We start from the raw sequence: 20839 nt of genomic DNA on the forward strand, positions 1-20839 counted from the left end.
CCTTTCATGAAATTACTCAAGGAAGGGATTGTGGGGGCCGCGGGGTCAGCCCGGACAATGTGCGGGTGTTGATGAGCAACCCAAGGTCTCTGAGGGATGCTGTGGATCAATTGGGTATCCGCATATCGCCTACTTGCCTGCAAGCGCTGCAGCTCGCTCAGTACTTAGCACCTGCAAACCTTATCGACGTTCCAGATTTTTTCTGAAGGAATAGGCGGGTGAGATGATGAATGGATTTCCAGCGGGGGGAGCGGCTTGGCTGATCAAATACTGGCCAGCATCTTTTCCAGCTGCGCGTGTTCCCAAGTGCTCAGCAGCTCGACCGGGTCAGTACCAAATTGCTGCGATGAGTCGAAAGTGTACGCACGACCGTCTGGGCAATAGCAGCTATCGCAGTAATCCAGAGTTTCGCAATCGTTGTAGAACGTGATGACCCAGCCATCGGTTTCGACGCTCATCATGCCGCTGTACATTTCAGTCAAAGGTTTCTCACCCAAGCGGCGCATGGTGCGAACGCCCAAAGCGATATCCCGAAGCACCTGATAGGCCTCGCGGGCAGTAAGCGGTTTTGCTGGCAATCGAAACGTGCCTTTGTGGGACTGTGTGGGCCCTATGGTATATGAAACTTCGCGCGGGAAGCGTGTCGCGCTGCCGGCGATTTGGTAGCCTCGGGCTCTATTTGGAGATCTCGAATGACAGTCAACGCACAATCAGAACTGGCTTCCCGCTACGGCGCCGCTGACATCTCGCCTCTCATGCCCTGGAACGAGACGATCGATCAGTTGCTCGACCATCGCAGCGTTCGTGCTTTCACTGATCAGCCACTTCCTGACGGCACCATAGAGACCCTGGTCGCCGCGGCGCAATCAGCGTCGACCTCGTCAAACCTGCAGGTCTGGAGCGTTGTCGCTGTTCAGGACAGCGATCGGAAAGCGCGCCTCTCTGCACTGGCAGGAAACCAAGCCTACATCCGGCAGGCGCCTCTGTTCTTTGTATGGCTTGCCGACCTGTCTAGGATCACCCGCGTTGCTGAGCAGCAGGGTGTGGAGCTCGAAGCAGTGCCTTACTTGGAAAGCCTGTTGCTCGGAACGATCGACGCCGCCTTGGCTGCTCAGAACGCTGTGGTCGCTCTGGAATCTCTGGGACTAGGCAGCGTGTATATCGGCGCAATTCGAAACGACATTGAAGGCGTGGCCAACGGGATTTCACGCTTTTTCTCAACCAAATGGATAGATCTGAGAGGTTTGGAAGTAAATGCAACCTAGAGCCTATAGAGAGGGAAAAGTTGTCGCAGATTTGAAGGAATCGGTGTTTAAGGCGTACATCGTCCAGATTCGGCGTTTGAGAGGGAATCTAGAGTTATTGTTACTTCAGAGCACTATTAAAGAGCAGTGTGTAAATCACTTTTTAACACCGTTAACCACTGTGGTTTACAGTGCAAAAAAAGGTTTACACCTTCTCCAGGTCGTGGCGATGCGGATTGATCTTGCCTCATTAGGTCACTCCTGTAAGACCACGCGCCGGCATGAAGCAGACCGGCGTTTTATCCAAGCTTTCTGATGAGTAGGGTCAGAGGGTCAAGGTGTGCGACTGTCTGATTTACCGCGCAGGAACAGGCTTGCGACTCACCAACATAACCGTCAAACCACGAATCTTCTCCGAGGCACTGGAGATCTCTGGATCATCAGACCCAGCTGCGCTGTCTGCCAAAGCGTCTCTGATGGAAACAAGGATGCGTCCGAGCGTTTTGGGGTGGTAAGAACTCCGATCGTCTTTGGGGAAAATTGGAATCGATGGGAGAGGGTGGAGTGGATCAATATTCAGGTAACGCAGGTAAGGACCAAAGACTTCATCGAAATGGGGTGACAGCGGCACCCATCCATCCTTGGCTGAGCGAAGCTCAACCCAACGTCCGTCCGACCTACGATTAAACTGATCGAGATGGCCGGGCGCCCGGGCGTTTCCCATAACGCTCCAGAGCTGGCGGCCCGAGTACCTGGCCATGATTAGGTACATCTCAATTATTCGGAATTCGTGCACGCCCATGAAATTCGGTAGCGATTTTAAGACCCAGTCCAGCTGAGCATCGGTCAAAAAGCCGATCGCCTTGGGTTGCTTGAAAGCGAGATTAGGTAGGGGCTGCGCGGCAACATTCTGGCGTGAGGCTGACGTATCCTTGAGGTAAAAATCCAAAAACTGCATCGCGCAGCGAACCTCTCGCTTCCAAACATTTTTCTCGATTTCGCCGTCATCACCAATCGTCCTGGAATCGGTGAACGGGCGCCAGATTGGGTTTATAGGCCAACCCTCAAAAGCGACGCTGGGTTCCTGCACGAAGCGAGCCTGTTTGCCGGACACAATCCAAGCTTTTGGCGGATTGAGCACAAACTCTGTGTAGCTCTCAAAGTCTTTGCGGCGCCAGTCAACGAGTGACAGGCCATGAGCAAAACTCCAATTGAGCATTTTCTCCAGACCCATAATGCAGCTGTGGTACTGACGGTGAGGATTTTCGGCGCCCCAATTGTGAGCAATCCAATTCACAAACCTGTCGACGTACCAGATGTTTATGAAGGGATTGGCTGCCGGGTCTATCTGGGCTAGCCGATCAGCCACAGCGAGATTCGTAGGAAAGGATCGAAGCTGATTTGGCCTCCAGTACACATAGGGAGGGAAAATCGGGAATGGGATGAACGGCCGAGTCATGACAGAACCAGGGGGCTAGAATGAGTGATGGCTCCTTTAACCTATAGCAGAAAGCTGCAGCATTGCCATGGTGGATGTCATGGTGGAATGGGGTTCAGGGTCGGGTGGGTCAACCGGAGGTTAGCGAAGGGTCATGCGCAGAGATAGGATTATGAATGGAACCCAAGCTTTTGATTTTCCAAGAAACGGGGGTTTGTGGGGATTTGACCGGAGGTATGTGGGATTGGACACTCATGGCGAGATATAAGAGACAAACATTCTGTTTAACATAATATACATTATGCGCATGTAGCGTTTAATATCGCAGCCCATCACAGGCCACTTTCAGCACACACATCCCGGTCTGGCCTCAAGATCCGAGGCTGGGATGCTGACAGTCAGCAATCCCATCACCTACGTGAACACCCGGTCAAAACCTTATAGCGGCTCGGCCGTTTCTATCAGCGAATTAAGCACCAGTTTGATCTCCGTCGCGGGATCCTTGTGTCCCTGCAGAATCAAGCCTTCCGACAGCGCGGTAAATGTCTTGGCGAGTGCTGCGTACGCCAACGGAGGTTTCTTTCCGGCATGATTGAAAATAATCGTGATCAGCTTACCCAAGGCCTCGCTGTTTTCTTCATGCAGGTCGTAATAATGCTTCGCGAACTCCTCATCACGCAGAGCGATCAACTGCATCTCCGCATCAAGAACGGCGCAATTGGTATTGTTCTTAAGGGTGTCGATATAGGCATTCAAACCTTGGGTGAGCTGTTCCGCCGAGTAGCCGCCGGCCAAGGTATTGCCCAAGCGATCGATCTCCACCCGTTTGAAGCGCTGGGTCAGTTGCAGGAGCAGTTCCGACTTGCTTGAGAAGTTTGAAAAGAATGCGCCTTTTGAATAACCGGCCTCTTCGGAGATCGTGTTTACACTGGCGGCGTGAAAGCCTTTCTTGATCATCAGTTCTGTTGCGGTATCGAATAACTTGTCTCTTGTTATTTGCTGGCTTTCCTCTCGACCTAATCTTTTCTTAATCACGCCCTCGGCTCCTTTGGCCCGAAAATCTATAGTTGTAACTAGATGAAACCACTCTACGATTCAGCCTGCGAACAGATGTTTGCACCTTAACATCCACCTAAGCTCTTTTGCATTTAAAGTTTCAGAAGAGCCATGTGAGTACCGTGTATTTTTACTCTGGCGGACCGCAGCAAAACGCCGATTTCAGCGAGGCCCCGTCCCCCTCCTGCCATGTCCACCCTGCCCTCGAAATCTCCATAACCGCCTCGGTGACTGAGAAATGGCGCCATCAGTATGACGCAAATTCGCTGAGACCTCACGTCTCAGCCCCGTGCTAGACGCTTCGCTATTATTTTATTCATGAAATACCGCTTGATTTTCAGATACCGAATGGTTTTTACTTGCGCCGTTGGATGAGCCAACACCTGTCCGGACGATGACATTGCCCGAGCAGGTACCTCACAGGGAGCAGGATTTTAATGGAATATGCCTTCGTCACAGGCGCTACGGGCCTGCTTGGCAACAACGTTGTCCACGCGCTGTTGAAACGCAACATCAAGGTCAAGGCGCTTGTGCGTTCCGTGGAAAAAGCCAAGAAGCAATTTGGCGGCCTGCCGGTCGAGTTCGTCGAGGGCGATATGCTTGACGTGAAGGCATTCAGCCACGCACTTGAAGGCTGCGATGCGTTGTTTCACACCGCCGCGTACTTCCGCGATAGCTATAAAGGTGGGAAACACTGGCAGAAACTCTATGACACTAACGTAACGGGCACCGAGCGCCTGTTGCAGGCCGCCTATGCTGCGGGTATTCGGCGTGCAGTCCATACCTCTTCGATTGCAGTGTTAAAAGGCGCCAAAGACCAGGTCATCGACGAAACCATGTCCCGGGACGAGTCGGAAGCCGACGATTACTATTTGAGCAAGATCCTCTCTGAGCAAAAGGTCCGGGAGTTCCTGGCTGTGCATCCGGACATGTTTGTTGCAATGGTGTTGCCCGGCTGGATGTTCGGCCCCGGGGACATTGGTCCCACCTCCTCCGGTCAGTTCCTGCTGGATTTCGTTGGGCAGAAGCTGCCGGGCGTTCTCCCGGGGAGCTTTTCAGTCGTAGATGCGCGGGACGTCGCGGAGCATCAAATCGCGGCGATTACCCGCGGTAGATCGGGTGAGCGTTATCTGGCAGCCGGCAATCATATGGATATGAAGAGTATTTTCCGCGCACTGTCCAACGTCAGTGGGATAAAGGCACCTGAGCGAGCTGTGCCATTGTTCATGTTGCGCGTTATCGCGTTTGCCTATGAGTGCTATTACCGGGTCACGAAGAAGCCGGTGCTGATCAGTACTTCCACGGTCAAGCTCATTGAACAAGAACAAGGACGAACGCACTTCAGTCACAGCAAGAGTTCCAGCGAACTTAAATGCGCGTTCCGCCCTGTCAGTGAAACACTGACCGATACCTTGGACTGGTATCGCAACAATAACTATATAAAGCTCAACTAAACCAAATAGCCTGCCTCTGCAGTACTTTTTTATCTGGCCATAACTTCAAGGATTGAGAGGTTGGTGAATGAAAAGCCTTACCTGTAAACAAGGTTTCCTGCATCGTTTCGTCGATTTTTCAGAGAGCCATCCGGACAATGTTGCGATCAGGAATCTGGACGCGGACGAAACCGTCACTTATCGGGCGTTGCGCATCCGCGCCGAAGAGTGCAACGGCCTCCTCGATGGCCTGGGCATATCACCCGGCGTAAAAGTCGCACTGGTCTTGCCCAACGGCGTTGATTTCATCGCGTATTACCTGGCGATCATCGGACGTGGCGCTATTCCCGTGATCTTGAATCACAAATTGACCGCATTCGAGCTGAGCAACGTGCTGAGGATTGCCCAGCCAGTGCTGATCGTCACCACCGACACGTTGTGTGAACAACAACTGGAAACATTGCAGCCGTTCCGGTCCCTGATACTGAGTACCGGCGATGAGCCTTCGGCGCCATTACCAAAAAACGCAGTGATCGCGTCCGGCCTACCACGCCAGGCATTGCCCTTGTCGTTGCCGGAAGACGATGCAATCGTCTCGGTCCAGTTCACGTATCGGGGCGTCGGCAAACCCCTGGCCGTGACTCACCGCTACCTTGATCTGACGCAGTCAAGTGATGGCCTACACGAGCAGTTTCATCCCCAGGGCATCGGTTCGGTCCACTTGGTGACGCTGCCGCTGTATGCCATTTTCGGCCTGTCCGTGATGATGGTGTTTCCGTTGAGCATCGGTGCCACGTTGCTGATGACCAACACCCTGCTCAACCGCGACCTGGCGCAAGTCTTGTCTGAGCACCAAGTCACCTTTGCCTGCCTGGTGCCGGATGTCATTCGGTATTTCAACGCCCGGCTGGTAAAACGCAAAGGCGCGCTGTTGCCCCTGCACCCTCGACTGATGATCTATTCCGGCGGCAGCCATCTGCCCGCCGATGAAGCCGAGAAGCTTGGAAAACTGCTGGGTTGCGCGACTGTCCTGCAAGGCTACGGCTTGACCGAAAGCATGCCGGTGATCGTCCAAAGCTCCGTTGGCGCGGTTCATCGTGGCGCCATGGGCCAACCCATCAGCGGCGTAGAACTGAGGGTTGTCGACGCGCACGGACGGGACGTCGCGGCTGGGGCCATTGGTGAACTGTGGATCCGTGGACCGATGGTCACGCCAGGCTATGAGGATGAGCCGCAGCTCAATGCCTATTCTTTCCTTGACGGTTGGTTTCATACCGGTGACCTGGTCTGGCGCGACGACGAAGGTCACGTGTTTTTCTACTGCCAACGCCTGCGCATTTCAAAAATCAAGGCGCAGATGGTCGACCTGGCGGAGATCGAGTCCATCGCGCTCCAGCATCCCGACGCGGTACGCGCCAAGGCCTACATCGTCCCAGACCAAAAAGAAGTCAACGTATTGCACTTGTCCGTGGAGGGCAACGGCGGCCTGAGCCAGAACGATGTATCCACCCTGCTAGCCCGATATCTCTCTGGTTTCAAACTGCCCAAATTCATCGAGATTGTCCCTCTCAAGGAAGAGATTCATGCACGCTGACAGCACGCAACCGGTACTGGCCGTTTTCGATTTCGACGGTACATTGACCGACAGGCACACCTTCTGGCGCTACATGCGCTTCATTGTTGGCACCCGGGCATTCTGGCTCAGGATCATTCCCCTGTTGCCGAAAATGCTCAGCGTCATTCTCGGGATCACTCCGTTGATGCAGGCACGTCTGGCGTTCATTGCCTGTTACCTCGGCGGTTTGACGGTCGAGCAAGAGCGCGAGCACGCCAGGTATTTCATCACCGAGCAATTGCCGCTCTGGCTCAGACCTGAAGCGATGCGGCGCCTGCAATGGCACCAATCCATGGGGCACGTCACCGCGCTCGTCAGCAACTCACCAGAAAACTACCTGATTCCCTGGGGACAGGCCGTGGGTTTCGATCATGTCTGCGGCACCCGCCTGGCGGTCGCCGGGAACAAGCTGACGGGAGGGATATCCGGTACCAATTGTGTCGACCGGGAGAAAGTCGCTCGGCTCAGGGACTGCATGAGCAACCTCGACGATTTCTACATCTACGCCTATGGCGATTCGTCAGGTGACGCAGCGCTGCTGGGCCTCGCCAATTCTCCCTTCTACAGAAACTGGTACTGATCGATGAACACTCTGAGCACCTTGGCCCAAACGCCTTGCAAACAGCCGGGCAGCGCTCCGACGGTGATGATCGTCGGTGCCGGTCCTATCGGCCTGTCGCTGGCGATCATGTTGAAGCAATGGGGGGTTTCTTTCCGCATCATTGAAAAGAACGCGGGTCCTTCCACCGCGACCAAGGCGATGGCCATCCATTCCAGGACCCTGGAGATTTTTCGTGACCTGGGCATTGCCGACCAGGCGATCGCCGAGGGGTTCACCATCAATCAGTTCTCGGTCCAGTCAAACGCCAAGCGCGTGCTGAACTATAACTTTTCCTACCTGGATGCTACCTATCCCCTGCTACTCAGCCTGCCGCAGCCGCAGACGGAAAAGCTCCTGTTGCAGCGGTTGAATGAGTTGGGTGCGGACGTCGAATGGAACACTGAACTGGTCGATCTTGAAAACCAGCCTGGGTCCGTGGCGATGACCTTGCGGCACGCCGACGGCCGCGACGAATCCTTCTCCAGCCGCTGGGCGGTGGCGTGCGACGGAGCCCGCAGCAATATCCGCAAACGCCTGGGCATGACCTTCGAGGGCTCCTCCTACGATCGTTTTTTCATGCTGGCCGACGCCGACATCGAGTGGTCCGGCAGCAAGGACGAGGGCGCGTTTTTCCTTGGCGCCCAGGACGGTTATGTCGCGGTTGCGCCGATCAGCGACCAGTCCCGCTATCGCCTTTTCATCGAGATGCCTTACGACCTGCCACCCGAAGGCGAGCGCCCTCCCCTCACCCTGGAGAATTTCCAGCGGCTGTGCGAGGGGCGTGGGCAAAAGATGACGCTGTCAAACATTTCATCGACCACCATTGCCTCGTTCCAGCACCGTCGGGTGGAGTCATTGCAGCAGGGCTCGGTCTTCCTGGTGGGTGACTCCGCGCACATCGGCAGCCCTATCGGCGGCCAATGGATGAACCTGGGCATTTCCGAGGCATACAACCTGGCGTGGAAACTTGCCTATGTCGATCAAGGCCTGGCCGATCCATCGTTGCTGGACAGCTACAACGCCGAACGCTATCCGGTGGCCCTTGAAGTGGAAAACACCGCACATCGACTCACGGGACTGATCACCGTCAGGCATCCGGCCCTGGTGTGGTTGCGCGATAACGTCCTGCCGCTGTTGAGCAATCGGCAGAAGATCCAGCGCAAGCTGCCGTCGATGATCTCCGGGCATCAATACCACTACGGCAAAAGCGAATACATCCAGGAATCGTTGACTCGGCAGCAGCGCTGGAGCTGGAAAAAGAAAGGCAGGCGAAACCCGTTCCAGCCACCGGCGCCTCGCGCGGGACAATTGGCACCCGACGTCGAGCTGTGGGAGCGGCAAGGCAAGCAGCCCAAGCGCTTGATCGATCTGTTCCAGGGATCGTTCACCCTGTTGATCTTCAGCGCGACCGACCAATTTTCTCCGGTGTTGCCGAGCCTTTATTCATTGGCCGCATCGGTAGAGCGAGACTACCCGGCCATCAGGGCCTACTGCGTGGTCGACGCGTTGAGCAGCATCGGGCTGCCGGCGGAGCAATCCACCCTGCTCGACCCTGACTGGCGTCTGCACAAGCGCTACCACGCCAAGGAAGGCACGCTGATGCTGGTTCGTCCCGATGGCTACATCGCCTTCCAGGGCGCCGACGCCGTCACGCTGATGACGTACCTGATCGTCAGGTCCGGGCTGCGCAAGGGCGTCGGTAAAACACTGTTTAGCGAGATGGATGCGCTGGAACTGCAGCTTTAAGTCGCGACTGCCTTTGCCTCTTGATGACAGGGCCCCGGCGCGGGCCCTGGCATTCGACTATCGATTCAGAACACCTACCTATTCAGGGTTAAGGAGAACCTCATGCGCTTGCAGCTTAACGACGTCGTGCAGGAATTCATCGTGTCCAACGGAAAAATAGCCCATAGCTATTTCTCCCTTTCGGAAAAGATCATCGATTCGCTGTGCGAATCCAACATCGCCAAGGAATCGATCCTGATGCGCCTGCTGGAACAGGCGGAAACGGTCACGGCACATTATTTCAATGCCCATCAGCAGGTGCTCGAGGGCGTCTATGCCCATGGCATTGAAGCACCCGTCGGTAAAAGCGTCGCGACGCTCGAGCCGGTACAGGGGCATTCACCAGTCCTGCCAGCGGCGCCTGTCGCCGAGCAACCGGCGGCGCCCAACTACGCGCAATGGCTGCGCGCCGAAATAAGCAAAGTCACAGGGTTCAGGAACGAACAAATCGATCTCGACCAGAGCTTTGAAAGCCTGGGCATCGACTCCCTGGGGCTGGTAGACATCTTCGAATCGTTGGCCCAGCACTTTCCGGACAAGAAGGACCTGACCTCGGCGCTGTTCGACGCCCCGACCCCAACGGCATTGCTCGCCAGGCTCGAAGCCGATGCGCATGCGCCCGCCGAAGGTATAGAGGCCTGGGTGATCGCACAGTTGGCGGTCATGACCGGTTTCACTGTTGAGCAGATTGACAGCGAACAAAGTTACGAAAGCCTGGGAATGGACTCGTTGGTGCAGTTGGACTTCCTCGAAGCGGTTGTCGCTCAGTGGCCACAGCTCAAGGCCAGGAGCAGCGAGCTGGCCAACGCCAAATCTGCCATGCAAACCGTTGCCTTGATTGAAGACATGCTCGGCAACGCCGAGGTGCCCGGCGCTATTCCCGACATGCCTGCAGCCGCCGCCACCCGCTCCGACACGCCGATCAGCGATGCGCTTTTCGATGCCCTCGCGCCGTTGGTTCCACAAGCTGCCCAATCATTGGACATCCAGACGCCCTTCGCACAATTGGGGCTCAACGGTTTCGACCGGGAAGCCCTTTGCCAGTCAATGGCGCAGGCAACCCCCGCCAGTGAGTTCGCCGGCGAAGCCTTGATGTCGCGCCGCACGCCACAAGATGCGCTGTCGCTCCTGGCGAGAATGGGCTGACGCCTTAGGGCAAGCGCAGCCAGCACATGGAATGGAAACCGGATGGTCGACAGGTCACCCGCTTAGAGTAGTCAGGAGACAGGTATGAGTGGCGCGGTTACAACAGACGCCGAGTTGTGTTTCAGCGCAATGGCCGGCGAATTCCCGGGGGCGCCTTCGATGGAGGCCCTCTGGCAGTTACTTTCCCAGGGCCGGATCGCGCCGATCCAGGCGATGTCGGCACGTTGGGAGCTGGACAGGCAGGCGATATTCTCGGCAAAGACTGGCGAGAAGGACCGTACTTACCTCGACAGCGCGTTTTGCCTGACCGACGACGCTTCGATCCCTTCGCGCCATGACGGTCGGCAGGTCGCCATCGGCAAGAAAGTGCTCCAGGCGTTGCTCACCGAACTGGCCGCCCAGGGCTCGGTGCCGGATACCGGGCGCACGGCATTGATCGTCGCAACCTCTTGGAGCGATGAAAGCTATTTCGCGACCGGAACGACGACCAACACCGCCGTGCCGCTCGGTTTTACACCGGGCGAACAAGTGGCTGAACTGGCCCGCGCGCTTGGCTTGGGTGGGCCGGCGTTATCGGTGGACACCGCCTGCAGTTCCTTCCCTTATGCAATCGATATGGCCAAGGCGTTGCTCGACAGCGGGCAGGCGGACAACGCAATCGTGATGGCCCTCAACACCGTCCTGCCACCGGCGCTGTTCCTGGGCTTCTCGCAACTGACGGCTTTCTCCGCGCGGGCCAGCATGCAGGCGTTCGGCGAGGACGCCGACGGCATCGTGCCGGGAGAATGTGCGGCAGCGTTCCTGATCGAGCCCGTCTGCGCAGCCTTGGCCGCCAAGCGCCAGCCCCTGGGTGTCCTGCGCGCTTTGGGCTTGTCTGCCGACGGTGCCGAAGGCTCGGTGTTCGCCCCCGGCAAGCAGGCCCAGTTCTCAGCCTATCAACGTGCCTATCGCGAGCTCGATCCAGGCAGCGTGGACTATATCGAGACCCATGGCACCGGCACCCCGTTGGGTGACGCGACGGAGTTGGCTTCGCTGCAAAGCTTCTTCGCGCCCCATCGCCCGGCCGACCAGAAATTGACCATCGGCTCGATCAAGTCGGTGATCGGTCACCCGCTGGCCGCCGCAGGAGGCGCTTCACTCGCCAAGGCCTTGATGATCCTGCGCCACAAGGGCATCCCGCCCCAACCTGACTATCGGCCCAGCGCAAAAGTCGACGGGACTTGCCTGCGCCTTGCCACGCAGCAGGTACAACCCTTGGCGGAACGTCAGTCGGCGATCCGTATCGGCATTTCCAGTTTCGGCTTTGGCGGTGCCAACGCGCACCTGGTGGTGGACGAGTACGTTGCCGCCGAGCGCCCCGTCGCGGCCCGTGTCGTGCCCGGCGTGTTGACGCTGGACCTGGCCATTGTCGAGGCGGAAGCGGCGTTCGGCGCCTGCGATTCGCTGCAATCATTCAAGCAACAGCTCGACCAATCTGGAGCCCCGTCCGTGACGTTCCCTTATGGACGTTTCGTTGATTACCGCGGCGACGTGACTCCACCGTTGTCGGGGAAATTCCTCGCCCGGGACCACATGATCGATATCGCCGGTTTCGGCATGGGCCCCAAACCCCTGGCCCATGTCGATCCGTTCAAGCTGTTGATCACCGATCGGGTCAACCATCTGCTGCGGCGTTTGCCAGGCGTGGCGGGCTCGGTCGGCACCGCCATGGTGATGTGCTGCAACATGGGTGGGGAACGGTTCAGCAACGCGTACAGCAGCGCCGAGCATTTTTACGCCCGCGGCCAGGGCACGCCGCCAGGTGTTGAGGTCACCGACGTGGCGACCATGCTGCCGAACATGCTGTCCGGCTACCCGGCGCAGATTTTCGATTTCAAGGGCTTCCACCAGACGCTGGCCGGCACGCCAGGGCTGTTCTGGCACACGCTGCTGGCTTCGCCACAATGGTTCGGGCAAGGCATCTCGACGCTCCTGCTCGGCGCCGGCCGCTTTATCAGTAGCGAGATCGAAATCGACCGAGCCCGGCGCAGCAGAGCGGTGCAAGGTGAAGGGCTTGGGCTGATCGCCCTGCGTCCCTACCATCCAGAGGCCGGCGAAAAACCACTGCTGGTGATTCGCTCGGCGGTCCTTGCCCATGCTGCGCAATCCCTTGACCAAGCCTGCCGGTTGGTGGGGAAAGCGATCGGCGAGTACCCGCATCAGCACGTCTGCGAACTGGCAGCCGATGGGGTTCAAGCCAGCGGATCGCTTCGAGAAAAGACAGGATTCCTGGCGGAGGCCAGCGGTATCGAAACCCTGCTGGCCGTGACCTTGAATTCATCGGTTCACTCGGTGATCGAGGTCCGCGAAGCCGGCAAGCCATTGATGTGGCTGTTCACTGAACGGCTTCGGGAATGGACACCCGAGGCAGAGCCGGCCCCTGCCATAAAGCATCCGTTCACGTTGCGGTTTGCCCATCCGGTGCCTCACTCGGCACAGGAAGTCATCGCGCCGACACGTCCCGGCCACGTTGTCCGCGAACCGCAACACGACGGTGTCGACGTGCTGCAACTCAGCGATATGCTGACCAGCACCGTCCTGGCCGGTTTGCGTGTTCGCGTTCGCGCCATGGAAGGGCTTTTCGCCTTGCAGCGGGGATCCGGATCCCAGCGGCCGACCAACTGGCAACGGCGTGCGCAAAACACCGTAATCAAGCACATCCAGCGCGACGCCCACTCGCTGCGCGCCGAGCTGGTGGTGGACGAAACGCACCCCTACTTCTTCGATCATCCGCTGGATCACATCCCCGGCATCCTCTTGCTCGAAGGCGTCATGCAATTGGCTGAGCTGGCCATGCCTTCACTCAACGGACGGGTTGCCTACGTCAAAACGCTGAGCATCAGGTTCCAGCAATACGTGCAAAAGGAAGGGACCATCGAGCTGCACCTGGAGCAAGAGCAGGACGCCCTCTTCCAGGCCAAGGTGGTCCAGGGCGGCAAGCTGATGTGCACCTGCACCCTGGGATTGGCCTACAGCTCGGCCTTCGAAATCTCGCCGCCGGGCGAATTCACGGCCCGTCGTTGTGGCGACAAGGCCCTGTTGCACAAGGCCAGGGCAGAAAACGTCATTGTCAGCGACATGAGCGGCGTTGCCCAAGGGTTGAGTGTCGATACGATCAAACTGCCGGATGGGCATTTTTTCCATGAAGGCGACCCCGCGCATTACTCGATGGTGTATTTCCTCGAAGTCGCGCGCCAGTGCTACATGCAGATCGCCCACTGCCATTTGCGGATCCCCCTCGATACGCCCATGAACCTGTTGACCTTGAGTTTCACCCTGGACCGGCCCATCCCTCGGAACAGCCCGCTGTCGCTGGCGCCGCAAGCCGGCCTGGATGCGCAACTGCAATCGTTCAAGACCAACCGCATCCATATCGACCTGTTCAACCGGGGCGAAAAGATCGGCCAGGCCAACATCACCGCCCAGGTGCTGAGTCGAACCGCGCCGGCAGCCTGACGTCCCGAGCTGTCCTTTTTCGAGCCCGACCATGCGCCTGACCGGCGAGGTAAACCCATGAACGATGTCACCGTAAAAATCATAGTCAAGTCGCCGCCTGCGGTCATTTGGAACATCTGGAGCGATTTCCCGCATGCGCCACTTTGGGACACCGATGTGCGCCATTGCGAACTCGATGGCCCGTTCCAGGCCGGGACGCTTGGCAAGTGCGTTCTCAAGAACGGCCTGCGAATGCCATTGAGACTGGAAGCGGTGGAGTTCCAGGAAAGCTACCGCAACAGCGCCAGGTTGCTGTGGATGGACTTGGAGTTCGACCACCGGCTGCGCCGGCTTTCACCCAGTGAAACCCAAGTCATCCATACCGCCAGGATCGCCGGCCCGTTGAGTTTCCTCTACCGACGGCTGATCCGCAAAGCGTTGACCGCGGCAATGACTACCGCTCTCGACAACCTGGCCACGCTCGCTGAGCGGCGGGCCAACACCAGCGGCACGCCCGCCAGCGAGAAACCGGAAAGCCATTTGCACCTTGTATGACGCAACGTCGGGCGTTGCGACTTGAGCGCTGGCGCCCGCTGATCTTTTTGATAACGGAACACTTCGGACCGAGCATGAACCTACTGAAAAACACTCAATACCTGGCGATGGGCATCATTGGCATGAGCGCTGTGGTGCCGGCATTGAGCTGCGCCGACACGCTTGGCCCCTACGCCAGCCTGATGGGCGGCGCGAACTGGGTATCGGCGCAAGACCTGAACCAGAACGACCTGGATTTCGTCGAGATGGAATTCAACCAGCCGCTCGACTCCGGCTATGCCACCGGGCTGGCCCTGGGCTGGCGATTCCCGGTCGGGCTGAGACCCGAAATCGAACTGAGCTACCGCAAGAACACCCTGACCCAATTCAATAATCGCGTCTATGAAGGCGGCGGGAGCATCGACGGCAAAGGCGAAGAGGAAGCCACGAGCCTGATGGCCAACCTCTGGTACGACTTCATGAACCTTCCTGCACCGTTCAACCGGTTCACCCCGTACATCGGCGGCGGCCTGGGCTATGCCACCTTGACCGTCAGCGGCCTGGAGGCCGGGGGCGTCGAATTCGGCGGAACCCATCGCGACACGGTGTCGGCTTATCAACTGGGCGCGGGAGTCGGTTACGAGTTCACCGAGAACTGGTCCATGTCGGTGGATTACCGGTGCCTGAAAACCAGCGAAGCACACTTCGGTGACATCGAGCGCCTGCCCCAGGGCGACGTGAGCACCGAATACGAAGCCCAATCGGTGATGCTCGGCCTGCGTTACTGGCTCTGATGCGACAGGCCGGCGCCCTGCCCAGGCCGGGCGCCGATTTGCGTAGCGGGCTCAGGACGCAGCCGTCTCTCGCGCCAGGCCGAGGAACGCCGACGGCAGCCGAGCCTGGCGGCGCTCCTTGAGGCAATAGAGGTACTCGGCGATCAGCGGCGCGCCTTCCAGCTCGACGACTTTGAGCTGCGGGTTCTCCGGCACTTCATGACGGGCGATGATGCTGATGCCGATGTTGCGCAGGACCGCTTCGCGAATCGACTCGCGACTGCCAATTTCCAACAATGGCCCGGTCGCCACGCCGGCTTCTCGTAGCAAGGTTGTGGTGAGCGCGCGGGTGGTCGAGCCTTTTTCCCGCATCAGCAGGCAGTGCCCGGCCAATGCACCGGGTGCCACACGATCGTGGCTGGCCAACGGGTGGCTGCGGTGCATCGCCACGACGAGCGGGTCGTGGCCCAATACCAATCGGGTCAACCGAGCGTCTTCGACCAGTTGCGAGGACGCGGCCAGGTCCACGCGGTACTCCTCCAGCGCCTCGATGACCTGCAGCGAGTTGCCGATTTCCAGAGTCACTTCGCACAGGGGAAACTGATCGCGAAAGCCCTTGATGATATCGAGCACGTAGTACGGCGCCGTGGCGCCAATTCGCAGCGTGCCTTGCACCTGGCCGCTATTGCGCAGGAAAAACTCGATGTCGGCTTCCTGCTGCAACAGCTTCTGCACCATCGGCAACAACTGCGCGCCTTCGTCGCTGAGCGTCAGGCGCCGGCCGCCGCGAAAGAACAGTTCGACGCCGTACTGGGCTTCCAGATTGCGGATCTGCGTGGTCACCGTCGGCTGGCTGAGCCCCAGTTTCTTGGCCGCCTGGGTGACGCTGGCCAGGCGAGCAACCATGTGGAAAGACTTCAGCTCGGCGCTGAGCATGATGTTGAGGCTCCAGAAATAGGATGGGGGCAAGCGACTATAAAGATTTACCTGATCACCGGAAACGATCAAAATCGCTCCCACTCGTCTACCCTCACAACGCGCCCGGCAAGAACGCCTGGCGCTTGAATATTCATGCTTCCATGCACCGGAGATTTTCATGCTCAAGCGTACCCTGGCACTGGCCGTCGGTTTCACCCTGACCGTGAGCGCTGTCCTGGCGCAGGCCGCCGACACCTTGAAAGTCAGCGCAATTCCCGACGAGGCGCCGACCGAACTGCTGCGCAAGTTCAAGCCACTGGGTGCATACCTGGAACAGCAGATCGGCATGAAAGTCGAATTCGTGCCCGTGAGCGACTACCCCGCCGTGGTCGAGGCGCTGGCCACCGACCGGATCGACCTGGCCTGGCTGGGCGGCTTCACCTTCGTCCAGGCCCGCCTGAAGACCGGCAACGCCAATCCCCTGGTGCAACGTGAACAGGACGCGCAGTTCACCAGTAAATTCATCAGCGCCGACCCAGCCGTCAAATCCCTTGCCGACCTGGAGGGCAAGAGCTTCGCCTTCGGCTCGATCTCGTCCACTTCGGGCAGCCTGATGCCGCGCTACTTCATGCTCAAGGACGGCATCAAGCCGGAAACCTACTTCAGCCGCGTAGGCTATTCGGGTGCCCATGACGCGACCGCGGCCTGGGTCCAGGCCGGCAAGGTCGATGCCGGTGTGCTCAACGCCAGCGTCTGGGACAAACTGGTCGCCGCCGGCAAGGTCGACACCAGCAAGGTCAAGGTCTTCGCCACCACCCCGGCGTACTTCGACTACAACTGGACGGTGCGCGGCACCCTCGACCCGGCACTGGCGGCCAAGATCAAGGCCGCGTTCCTGGCGCTTGATCCGGCGAATCCGAAAGACAAGGAGATCCTTGATCTGCAGGCCGCCAGTCGCTTCATCGAAACCAAGCCCGAAAACTACAAGGGCATCGAAGAAGCCGCACGCGCCGCCGAACTGCTCAAATGACATTGCGCCTGACCCAGGCCAGCGTCGTCCATGCCAACGGCGCCCAGGCGCTGCGCGGTGTGGACCTGCACCTGCGTGCAGGGGAACAGGTCGCGATCATCGGCCCGTCCGGCGCCGGCAAGTCCAGCCTGCTCAACGTCCTGGCCACCGCGCTGCGTCCTGGTAACGGTGAAGTCGACGTGCTGGGCGAGCGGGTCTGGCAACTGTCGGCGCGCCAGCGTCAACGCCTGCGCTCACGCATTGGTCTCATTCACCAAGCGCCTCCCCTGCCCCCGCGCCAACGCGTAATCACGGCGGTGCTGGCGGGCAAACTGGGGCAATGGGGTATCGGCAAGAGCCTGCTGAACCTGCTCCATCCGCTGGATATTCCCGGGGCACGCGCGGCCTTGGCGCGCCTGGACCTGGGCGAAAAGCTGTTCGTTCAATGCCAGCAATTGTCCGGTGGGCAGCTGCAACGCGTCGGCATCGCCCGCGTGCTGTACCAGGCGCCGGAGGTGTTGCTGGCGGATGAACCGGTATCGGCGATGGACCCGGTGCTCGCCGAGCACACGCTGTCAGTGCTTTGCCAGCATGCCCGGGAACACCAGGTTACCCTGGTGACCAGCCTGCATGCGGTGGATCTCGCGCTGGCGCACTTTTCCCGGATCATCGGTTTGCGTGACGGCCAGGTACTCTTCGACTTGCCGACGGAAGCGGTCGACCGCCGGCAGCTCGATACGCTTTATGCCAACGAGCAACTGGAGTCGCTGTCGAGCCCGCCTCCACCTTCGAGCGTGCAGATTCCGCGATGCTGAAGCGTGACGCTCGGGACCCCGCCGCCCGCCCTCGCCTGTTCCTTGGTCTGCTGGCCGTTGCCCTGCTGTGGCCGGGCATCCATTTCAGCGAGTTGGACCTGGGGGTGCTGCTGGCCAGCGATAGCCAGAGCGAGATGGGCCGGTTCGTCGCCGCGTTCTGGCCACCGGCCCATGACGAAACGTTTGTCGAACTGCTGCTGCAAGCCACGCTGCAGACGCTTGCCATTGCCACCGCTGGCATGGCCTTGGCGCTGCTGTTGGCCGTTCCCGCCAGCCTGCTCGCCAGCCGGGCGTTGTCGTTGTCTGCCGCATACCGCGCTGGCAGGCCCGGCTACTGGGGCCAATGGTTGCGTTGGCCGGTCCGTGCGCTGCTGATCTTCCTGCGCAGCGTGCCGGAGATCGTCTGGGCCTTGCTGTTTGTCCGTGCCGTCGGCCTCGGACCGACGGCCGGGGTACTCGCCATTGCGATCACTTACAGCGGCATGCTGGGCAAGGTCTACGCGGAAATCTTCGAGTCCGTCGACCAGCGCCCGGCACACGCACTGATGCAAGCCGGCAGCGGTCGGCTCGCGGCCTTCTGCTACGGCATCCTGCCCAATGTCGCCGCCGAGCTGCTGTCGTACACCGTGTACCGCTGGGAATGCGCCATCCGCGCCTCGGTGGTGATGGGGTTCGTCGGGGCTGGCGGGCTGGGCCAGCAGATGGACCTGTCGTTGCGCATGTTCGCCGGCGGCGAAGTCGCGAGCTTGCTGCTGACTTTCCTGATATTGGTGCTGCTCGCCGACCAGCTCAGTCGCGTGCTGCGCTGGAGGTTGGCATGAATCGCCTGCTCAACGCTTTGTTGCTGCTGTGTATCGGTGCAGCGGTGGTGGCCTCGTTCGTCTATCTGGGTATCGACCTGGGCGCGCTCGGCGAGCACTCGAACCTCAAGCAGATGGCCGCTTATGCCCAGCGCTTCCTGACACCTGACCTGAGCCCGGCCTACCTGAAAGCGATCGGCCAGGGCGCGCTGGAAACCATCGCCATGTCCGCCCTAGGCACCCTGCTCGCGGCAGTGTTGGGCTTGGCCTTGGCGCTACCTGCCGCCGGGCGCCTTGGCTGGCCGTTGCAGAGCGCATCGCGCCTGTTGTTGAACGCCCTGCGCGCGGTTCCGGAGCTGGTTTGGGCCGCGCTGATGGTGCTTGCCGCCGGGCTTGGCCCCAACGCCGGTACACTGGCGCTGGCCCTGCACACCGTTGGCGTACTCGGCCGGCTATTTGCCGAAGCCTTGGAAAACACCCCGTCGCAACCCGCCGACGCCATCCGCCTTCAGGGCGGCAGCGCCCTCTTGGCCTTCTGCTATGGCACGTTGCCCAACCTGATGCCGCAACTGTTGGCCTACACCTTATACCGCTGGGAAAACAACATCCGCATGGCCAGCGTCCTGGGTTTCGTCGGCGCCGGCGGCCTGGGCCAGATGCTTTACGTCAGCCTCAGCCTGTTCCAGGAGGCCCAAGGCAGCACGGTGATCCTGGCGATGCTGCTGCTGGTCTTCACCGTCGATACGTTGAGCAGCTGGAGTCGTCAGCGCTGGGTCAAGGCTTGACGGGTTGAGGTTCCGTCACCACAACGCCATCGTATAGCTGACGATCAGCCGGTTTTCATCCAGGTCATTGCCGAAATTCGAACGCACCGTTGCGTTGCGCCACTTCAAGCCCAGCCCCTTCAAGGTGCCGTCCTGCACCACGTAGGCAATGTCGGTGTTGCGCTCCCATTCCTGGCCTTCCCCTGGCGCGCTGCGTTGCACGTTGTCGCCGCTGATGTAGCGGGTCATGAAGGTCAGGCCCGGCACACCGACGGCGGCGAAGTTGTAGTCGTAGCGGGTTTGCCACGAGCGTTCGTCGACGTTAGCGAAATCGCCGATCTGCACGAAGTTGACCAGGTACGGATCGCTGCGTGAGATGTACGTAAACGGATCGTCACCGCTCATGCGCTGATAGCCCAGGCCGAACGCGTGGCCGGCGAGGCTATAGGTGAACAGCGCGCCGAATGCCTGGTTGTCGATTGCACGGAAACTGCCATCCTCGGTGCTTCGCGAATAGCGCACGTCACTTTTCAATGACTGGCCGTTGCCCAGGTCCAGGGTATGGATGAAGCCGAGGTAGTTCTGCTGGTAGATATCCTCAAGCTTGCCGTAGCGGTATTGCGCCGTGAGGTTGGGCAGGAACTGGTAGTCCGCCCCCGCGAACTGGAACTTGTCGCTGGTGCCGCCGATGCGATTGGCGGTCATGTCCTGGTAGTCCGTGGAATCGACAAAATTGATCTGGGCAAGCTGCCCGGCGGTGAGCTTCAGATGATCGATTTCCTGCACATTCAATAGCCCGCCCTTGAAGGTGCCCGGCAGCAGGCGCGTGTCGTTCGAATTGACCACCGGGTCCTTGATTTGCAGCGTACCGGCTTTCAACGTGCTGTTGGACAAGCGCATCTTCGCCGTCAGGCCGATTTCGCCGTAGCGATCCTGGGAGCCGCCGGACCGGTCCGCTGGCAAAAGATTGGTGCCGGCGGTGCCACCGCCCGAGTCCAGTTTGAAACCGGCCATGGCCAAGGCGTCCAGGCCAAAACCCAAGGTGCCGGCCGTGTACCCCGACTCCATGCGCAACAGGAACCCTTGTGCCCACTCCTCGGCTTTGTCCCGAGCGCCCTCTTGCCTGAAATCGCGGTTGAAATAAAAGTTGCGGGCTTCCAGGCTGGCCTTGCTGTCGCCAATGAAATCGGCGTGGGCGATCGGTGCGCCGATCAGGCCCAGGCCGAGCAATGGACCGAGGGGTGATCGGCTGCAACGGGTGTCGATGAAACGGGGCATGGCGTGCTCCTTTTTATGGGCGCGAACGATCCCTTCGGGGACGGCGTACGCGCCTCGCTTATTGTTTGGGGCAGTGCGGGTAGTGTGGCGAGGGAGCAAGCTCCCTCGCCACGGGGCGGATTCTTCGCATTGGCGCGGTACAGCGTCAAACGGGAA

Annotated in this window: 18 protein-coding genes; 13 read left to right on the forward strand and 5 right to left on the reverse strand. The window is 59.4% G+C overall.

The genetic code is table 11. From position 1 onward, the window contains the following. Nucleotides 1-263 precede the first annotated feature (263 nt). Nucleotides 264-578 (reverse strand): DUF7693 family protein, encoded by a 315-nt coding sequence (locus JZ00_RS04170; protein ID WP_039588516.1) that lies wholly within the window; start codon nt 576-578, stop codon nt 264-266. Nucleotides 579-692: 114 nt separating this feature from the next. Between JZ00_RS04170 and JZ00_RS04175 the strand changes: the two genes are divergently transcribed. Continuing rightward, complete coding sequence (locus tag JZ00_RS04175; protein ID WP_235433045.1) at nt 693-1265, forward strand: nitroreductase family protein; 573 nt, start codon at nt 693-695, stop codon at nt 1263-1265. 334 nt (nt 1266-1599) lie between these two features. On the opposite strand, the gene JZ00_RS04180 is transcribed toward JZ00_RS04175, so the two are convergent. Both JZ00_RS04180 and JZ00_RS04185 read right to left on the reverse strand, forming a co-directional pair. Further along, nucleotides 1600-2613 (reverse strand): hypothetical protein, encoded by a 1014-nt coding sequence (locus JZ00_RS04180; protein WP_039588804.1) that lies wholly within the window; start codon nt 2611-2613, stop codon nt 1600-1602. Nucleotides 2614-3120: 507 nt separating this feature from the next. Beyond that, nucleotides 3121-3717, reverse strand: coding sequence for a TetR/AcrR family transcriptional regulator (locus JZ00_RS04185; protein ID WP_039588517.1), 597 nt, complete (start codon nt 3715-3717; stop codon nt 3121-3123). A 458-nt stretch (nt 3718-4175) separates the two neighbouring features. Here JZ00_RS04185 and JZ00_RS04190 point away from each other — a divergent pair, with 458 nt between their 5' ends. From JZ00_RS04190 to JZ00_RS04225, 8 genes are all read left to right on the forward strand, one after another. Then, nucleotides 4176-5192: an SDR family oxidoreductase gene (locus tag JZ00_RS04190; protein WP_039588518.1), complete on the forward strand. Its 1017-nt coding sequence runs from the start codon at nt 4176-4178 to the stop codon at nt 5190-5192. A 67-nt stretch (nt 5193-5259) separates the two neighbouring features. Beyond that, entirely contained in the window at nt 5260-6765 is a 1506-nt protein-coding gene (locus JZ00_RS04195; protein WP_039588519.1) for a class I adenylate-forming enzyme family protein, read from the forward strand. Continuing rightward, complete coding sequence (locus JZ00_RS04200) at nt 6755-7366, forward strand: HAD-IB family hydrolase (RefSeq protein WP_039588520.1); 612 nt, start codon at nt 6755-6757, stop codon at nt 7364-7366. Before JZ00_RS04195 ends, JZ00_RS04200 begins: the two co-directional genes overlap by 11 nt. A 3-nt stretch (nt 7367-7369) precedes the next feature. Further along, nucleotides 7370-9133, forward strand: coding sequence for an FAD-dependent monooxygenase (locus tag JZ00_RS04205; protein WP_039588521.1), 1764 nt, complete (start codon nt 7370-7372; stop codon nt 9131-9133). A 102-nt stretch (nt 9134-9235) separates the two neighbouring features. Beyond that, nucleotides 9236-10318, forward strand: coding sequence for an acyl carrier protein (locus tag JZ00_RS04210; protein ID WP_039588522.1), 1083 nt, complete (start codon nt 9236-9238; stop codon nt 10316-10318). A gap of 84 nt (nt 10319-10402) precedes the next feature. Continuing rightward, nucleotides 10403-13813: a polyketide synthase family protein gene (locus JZ00_RS04215; RefSeq protein WP_039588523.1), complete on the forward strand. Its 3411-nt coding sequence runs from the start codon at nt 10403-10405 to the stop codon at nt 13811-13813. A 57-nt stretch (nt 13814-13870) separates the two neighbouring features. Beyond that, nucleotides 13871-14347, forward strand: coding sequence for an SRPBCC family protein (locus tag JZ00_RS04220; protein WP_039588524.1), 477 nt, complete (start codon nt 13871-13873; stop codon nt 14345-14347). A 74-nt stretch (nt 14348-14421) separates the two neighbouring features. Continuing rightward, nucleotides 14422-15120, forward strand: a complete 699-nt coding sequence (locus JZ00_RS04225; RefSeq protein ID WP_039588805.1) for an outer membrane protein — start codon at nt 14422-14424, stop codon at nt 15118-15120. A gap of 51 nt (nt 15121-15171) precedes the next feature. Here JZ00_RS04225 and JZ00_RS04230 read toward each other — a convergent pair whose 3' ends face one another. Beyond that, a complete protein-coding gene (locus JZ00_RS04230) occupies nt 15172-16035 on the reverse strand; it encodes a LysR substrate-binding domain-containing protein (RefSeq protein WP_039588525.1) in 864 nt (287 codons plus the stop codon). Between the two features lie 160 nt (nt 16036-16195). Between JZ00_RS04230 and JZ00_RS04235 the strand changes: the two genes are divergently transcribed. The 4 genes from JZ00_RS04235 to phnE are packed head-to-tail and all read left to right on the forward strand — an operon-like array spanning nt 16196 to nt 19426. Continuing rightward, the gene (locus JZ00_RS04235) at nt 16196-17047 is read left to right on the forward strand and encodes a putative selenate ABC transporter substrate-binding protein (RefSeq protein ID WP_039588526.1); all 852 of its coding nucleotides are present in this window, start codon (nt 16196-16198) and stop codon (nt 17045-17047) included. Continuing rightward, nucleotides 17044-17841, forward strand: coding sequence for a phosphonate ABC transporter ATP-binding protein (locus JZ00_RS04240; RefSeq protein WP_039588527.1), 798 nt, complete (start codon nt 17044-17046; stop codon nt 17839-17841). The genes JZ00_RS04235 and JZ00_RS04240 overlap by 4 nt, the downstream gene beginning before the upstream one ends. Beyond that, nucleotides 17835-18662 (forward strand): PhnE/PtxC family ABC transporter permease, encoded by an 828-nt coding sequence (locus tag JZ00_RS04245; protein ID WP_039588528.1) that lies wholly within the window; start codon nt 17835-17837, stop codon nt 18660-18662. Before JZ00_RS04240 ends, JZ00_RS04245 begins: the two co-directional genes overlap by 7 nt. Continuing rightward, nucleotides 18659-19426 carry a phosphonate ABC transporter, permease protein PhnE gene (phnE, locus tag JZ00_RS04250; protein WP_039588529.1) on the forward strand — a complete coding sequence of 256 codons (768 nt, stop codon included), beginning with the start codon at nt 18659-18661 and terminating at the stop codon, nt 19424-19426. The genes JZ00_RS04245 and phnE overlap by 4 nt, the downstream gene beginning before the upstream one ends. Before the next feature lie 15 nt (nt 19427-19441). On the opposite strand, the gene JZ00_RS04255 is transcribed toward phnE, so the two are convergent. Then, nucleotides 19442-20683 carry an OprD family porin gene (locus tag JZ00_RS04255; protein WP_039588530.1) on the reverse strand — a complete coding sequence of 414 codons (1242 nt, stop codon included), beginning with the start codon at nt 20681-20683 and terminating at the stop codon, nt 19442-19444. Nucleotides 20684-20839 lie beyond the last annotated feature (156 nt).

Origin of the sequence: Pseudomonas frederiksbergensis (genome assembly GCF_000802155.2) — a bacterium.
Lineage (GTDB): Bacteria > Pseudomonadota > Gammaproteobacteria > Pseudomonadales > Pseudomonadaceae > Aquipseudomonas > Aquipseudomonas frederiksbergensis_A.

Excerpts from the sequence above, each read along its gene's own strand:
- phnE (WP_039588529.1), top strand. The coding sequence starts at position 18,659 with ATGAATCGCCTGCTCAACGCTTTGTTGCTGCTGTGTATCGGTGCAGCG.
- JZ00_RS04205 (WP_039588521.1), top strand. The coding sequence starts at position 7,370 with ATGAACACTCTGAGCACCTTGGCCCAAACGCCTTGCAAACAGCCGGGC.
- JZ00_RS04255 (WP_039588530.1), bottom strand. The coding sequence starts at position 20,683 with ATGCCCCGTTTCATCGACACCCGTTGCAGCCGATCACCCCTCGGTCCA.
- JZ00_RS04240 (WP_039588527.1), top strand. The coding sequence starts at position 17,044 with ATGACATTGCGCCTGACCCAGGCCAGCGTCGTCCATGCCAACGGCGCC.
- JZ00_RS04200 (WP_039588520.1), top strand. The coding sequence starts at position 6,755 with ATGCACGCTGACAGCACGCAACCGGTACTGGCCGTTTTCGATTTCGAC.
- JZ00_RS04230 (WP_039588525.1), bottom strand. The coding sequence starts at position 16,035 with ATGCTCAGCGCCGAGCTGAAGTCTTTCCACATGGTTGCTCGCCTGGCC.
- JZ00_RS04235 (WP_039588526.1), top strand. The coding sequence starts at position 16,196 with ATGCTCAAGCGTACCCTGGCACTGGCCGTCGGTTTCACCCTGACCGTG.
- JZ00_RS04215 (WP_039588523.1), top strand. The coding sequence starts at position 10,403 with ATGAGTGGCGCGGTTACAACAGACGCCGAGTTGTGTTTCAGCGCAATG.
- JZ00_RS04210 (WP_039588522.1), top strand. The coding sequence starts at position 9,236 with ATGCGCTTGCAGCTTAACGACGTCGTGCAGGAATTCATCGTGTCCAAC.
- JZ00_RS04225 (WP_039588805.1), top strand. The coding sequence starts at position 14,422 with ATGAACCTACTGAAAAACACTCAATACCTGGCGATGGGCATCATTGGC.
- JZ00_RS04195 (WP_039588519.1), top strand. The coding sequence starts at position 5,260 with ATGAAAAGCCTTACCTGTAAACAAGGTTTCCTGCATCGTTTCGTCGAT.
- JZ00_RS04190 (WP_039588518.1), top strand. The coding sequence starts at position 4,176 with ATGGAATATGCCTTCGTCACAGGCGCTACGGGCCTGCTTGGCAACAAC.
- JZ00_RS04245 (WP_039588528.1), top strand. The coding sequence starts at position 17,835 with ATGCTGAAGCGTGACGCTCGGGACCCCGCCGCCCGCCCTCGCCTGTTC.
- JZ00_RS04220 (WP_039588524.1), top strand. The coding sequence starts at position 13,871 with ATGAACGATGTCACCGTAAAAATCATAGTCAAGTCGCCGCCTGCGGTC.
- JZ00_RS04175 (WP_235433045.1), top strand. The coding sequence starts at position 693 with ATGACAGTCAACGCACAATCAGAACTGGCTTCCCGCTACGGCGCCGCT.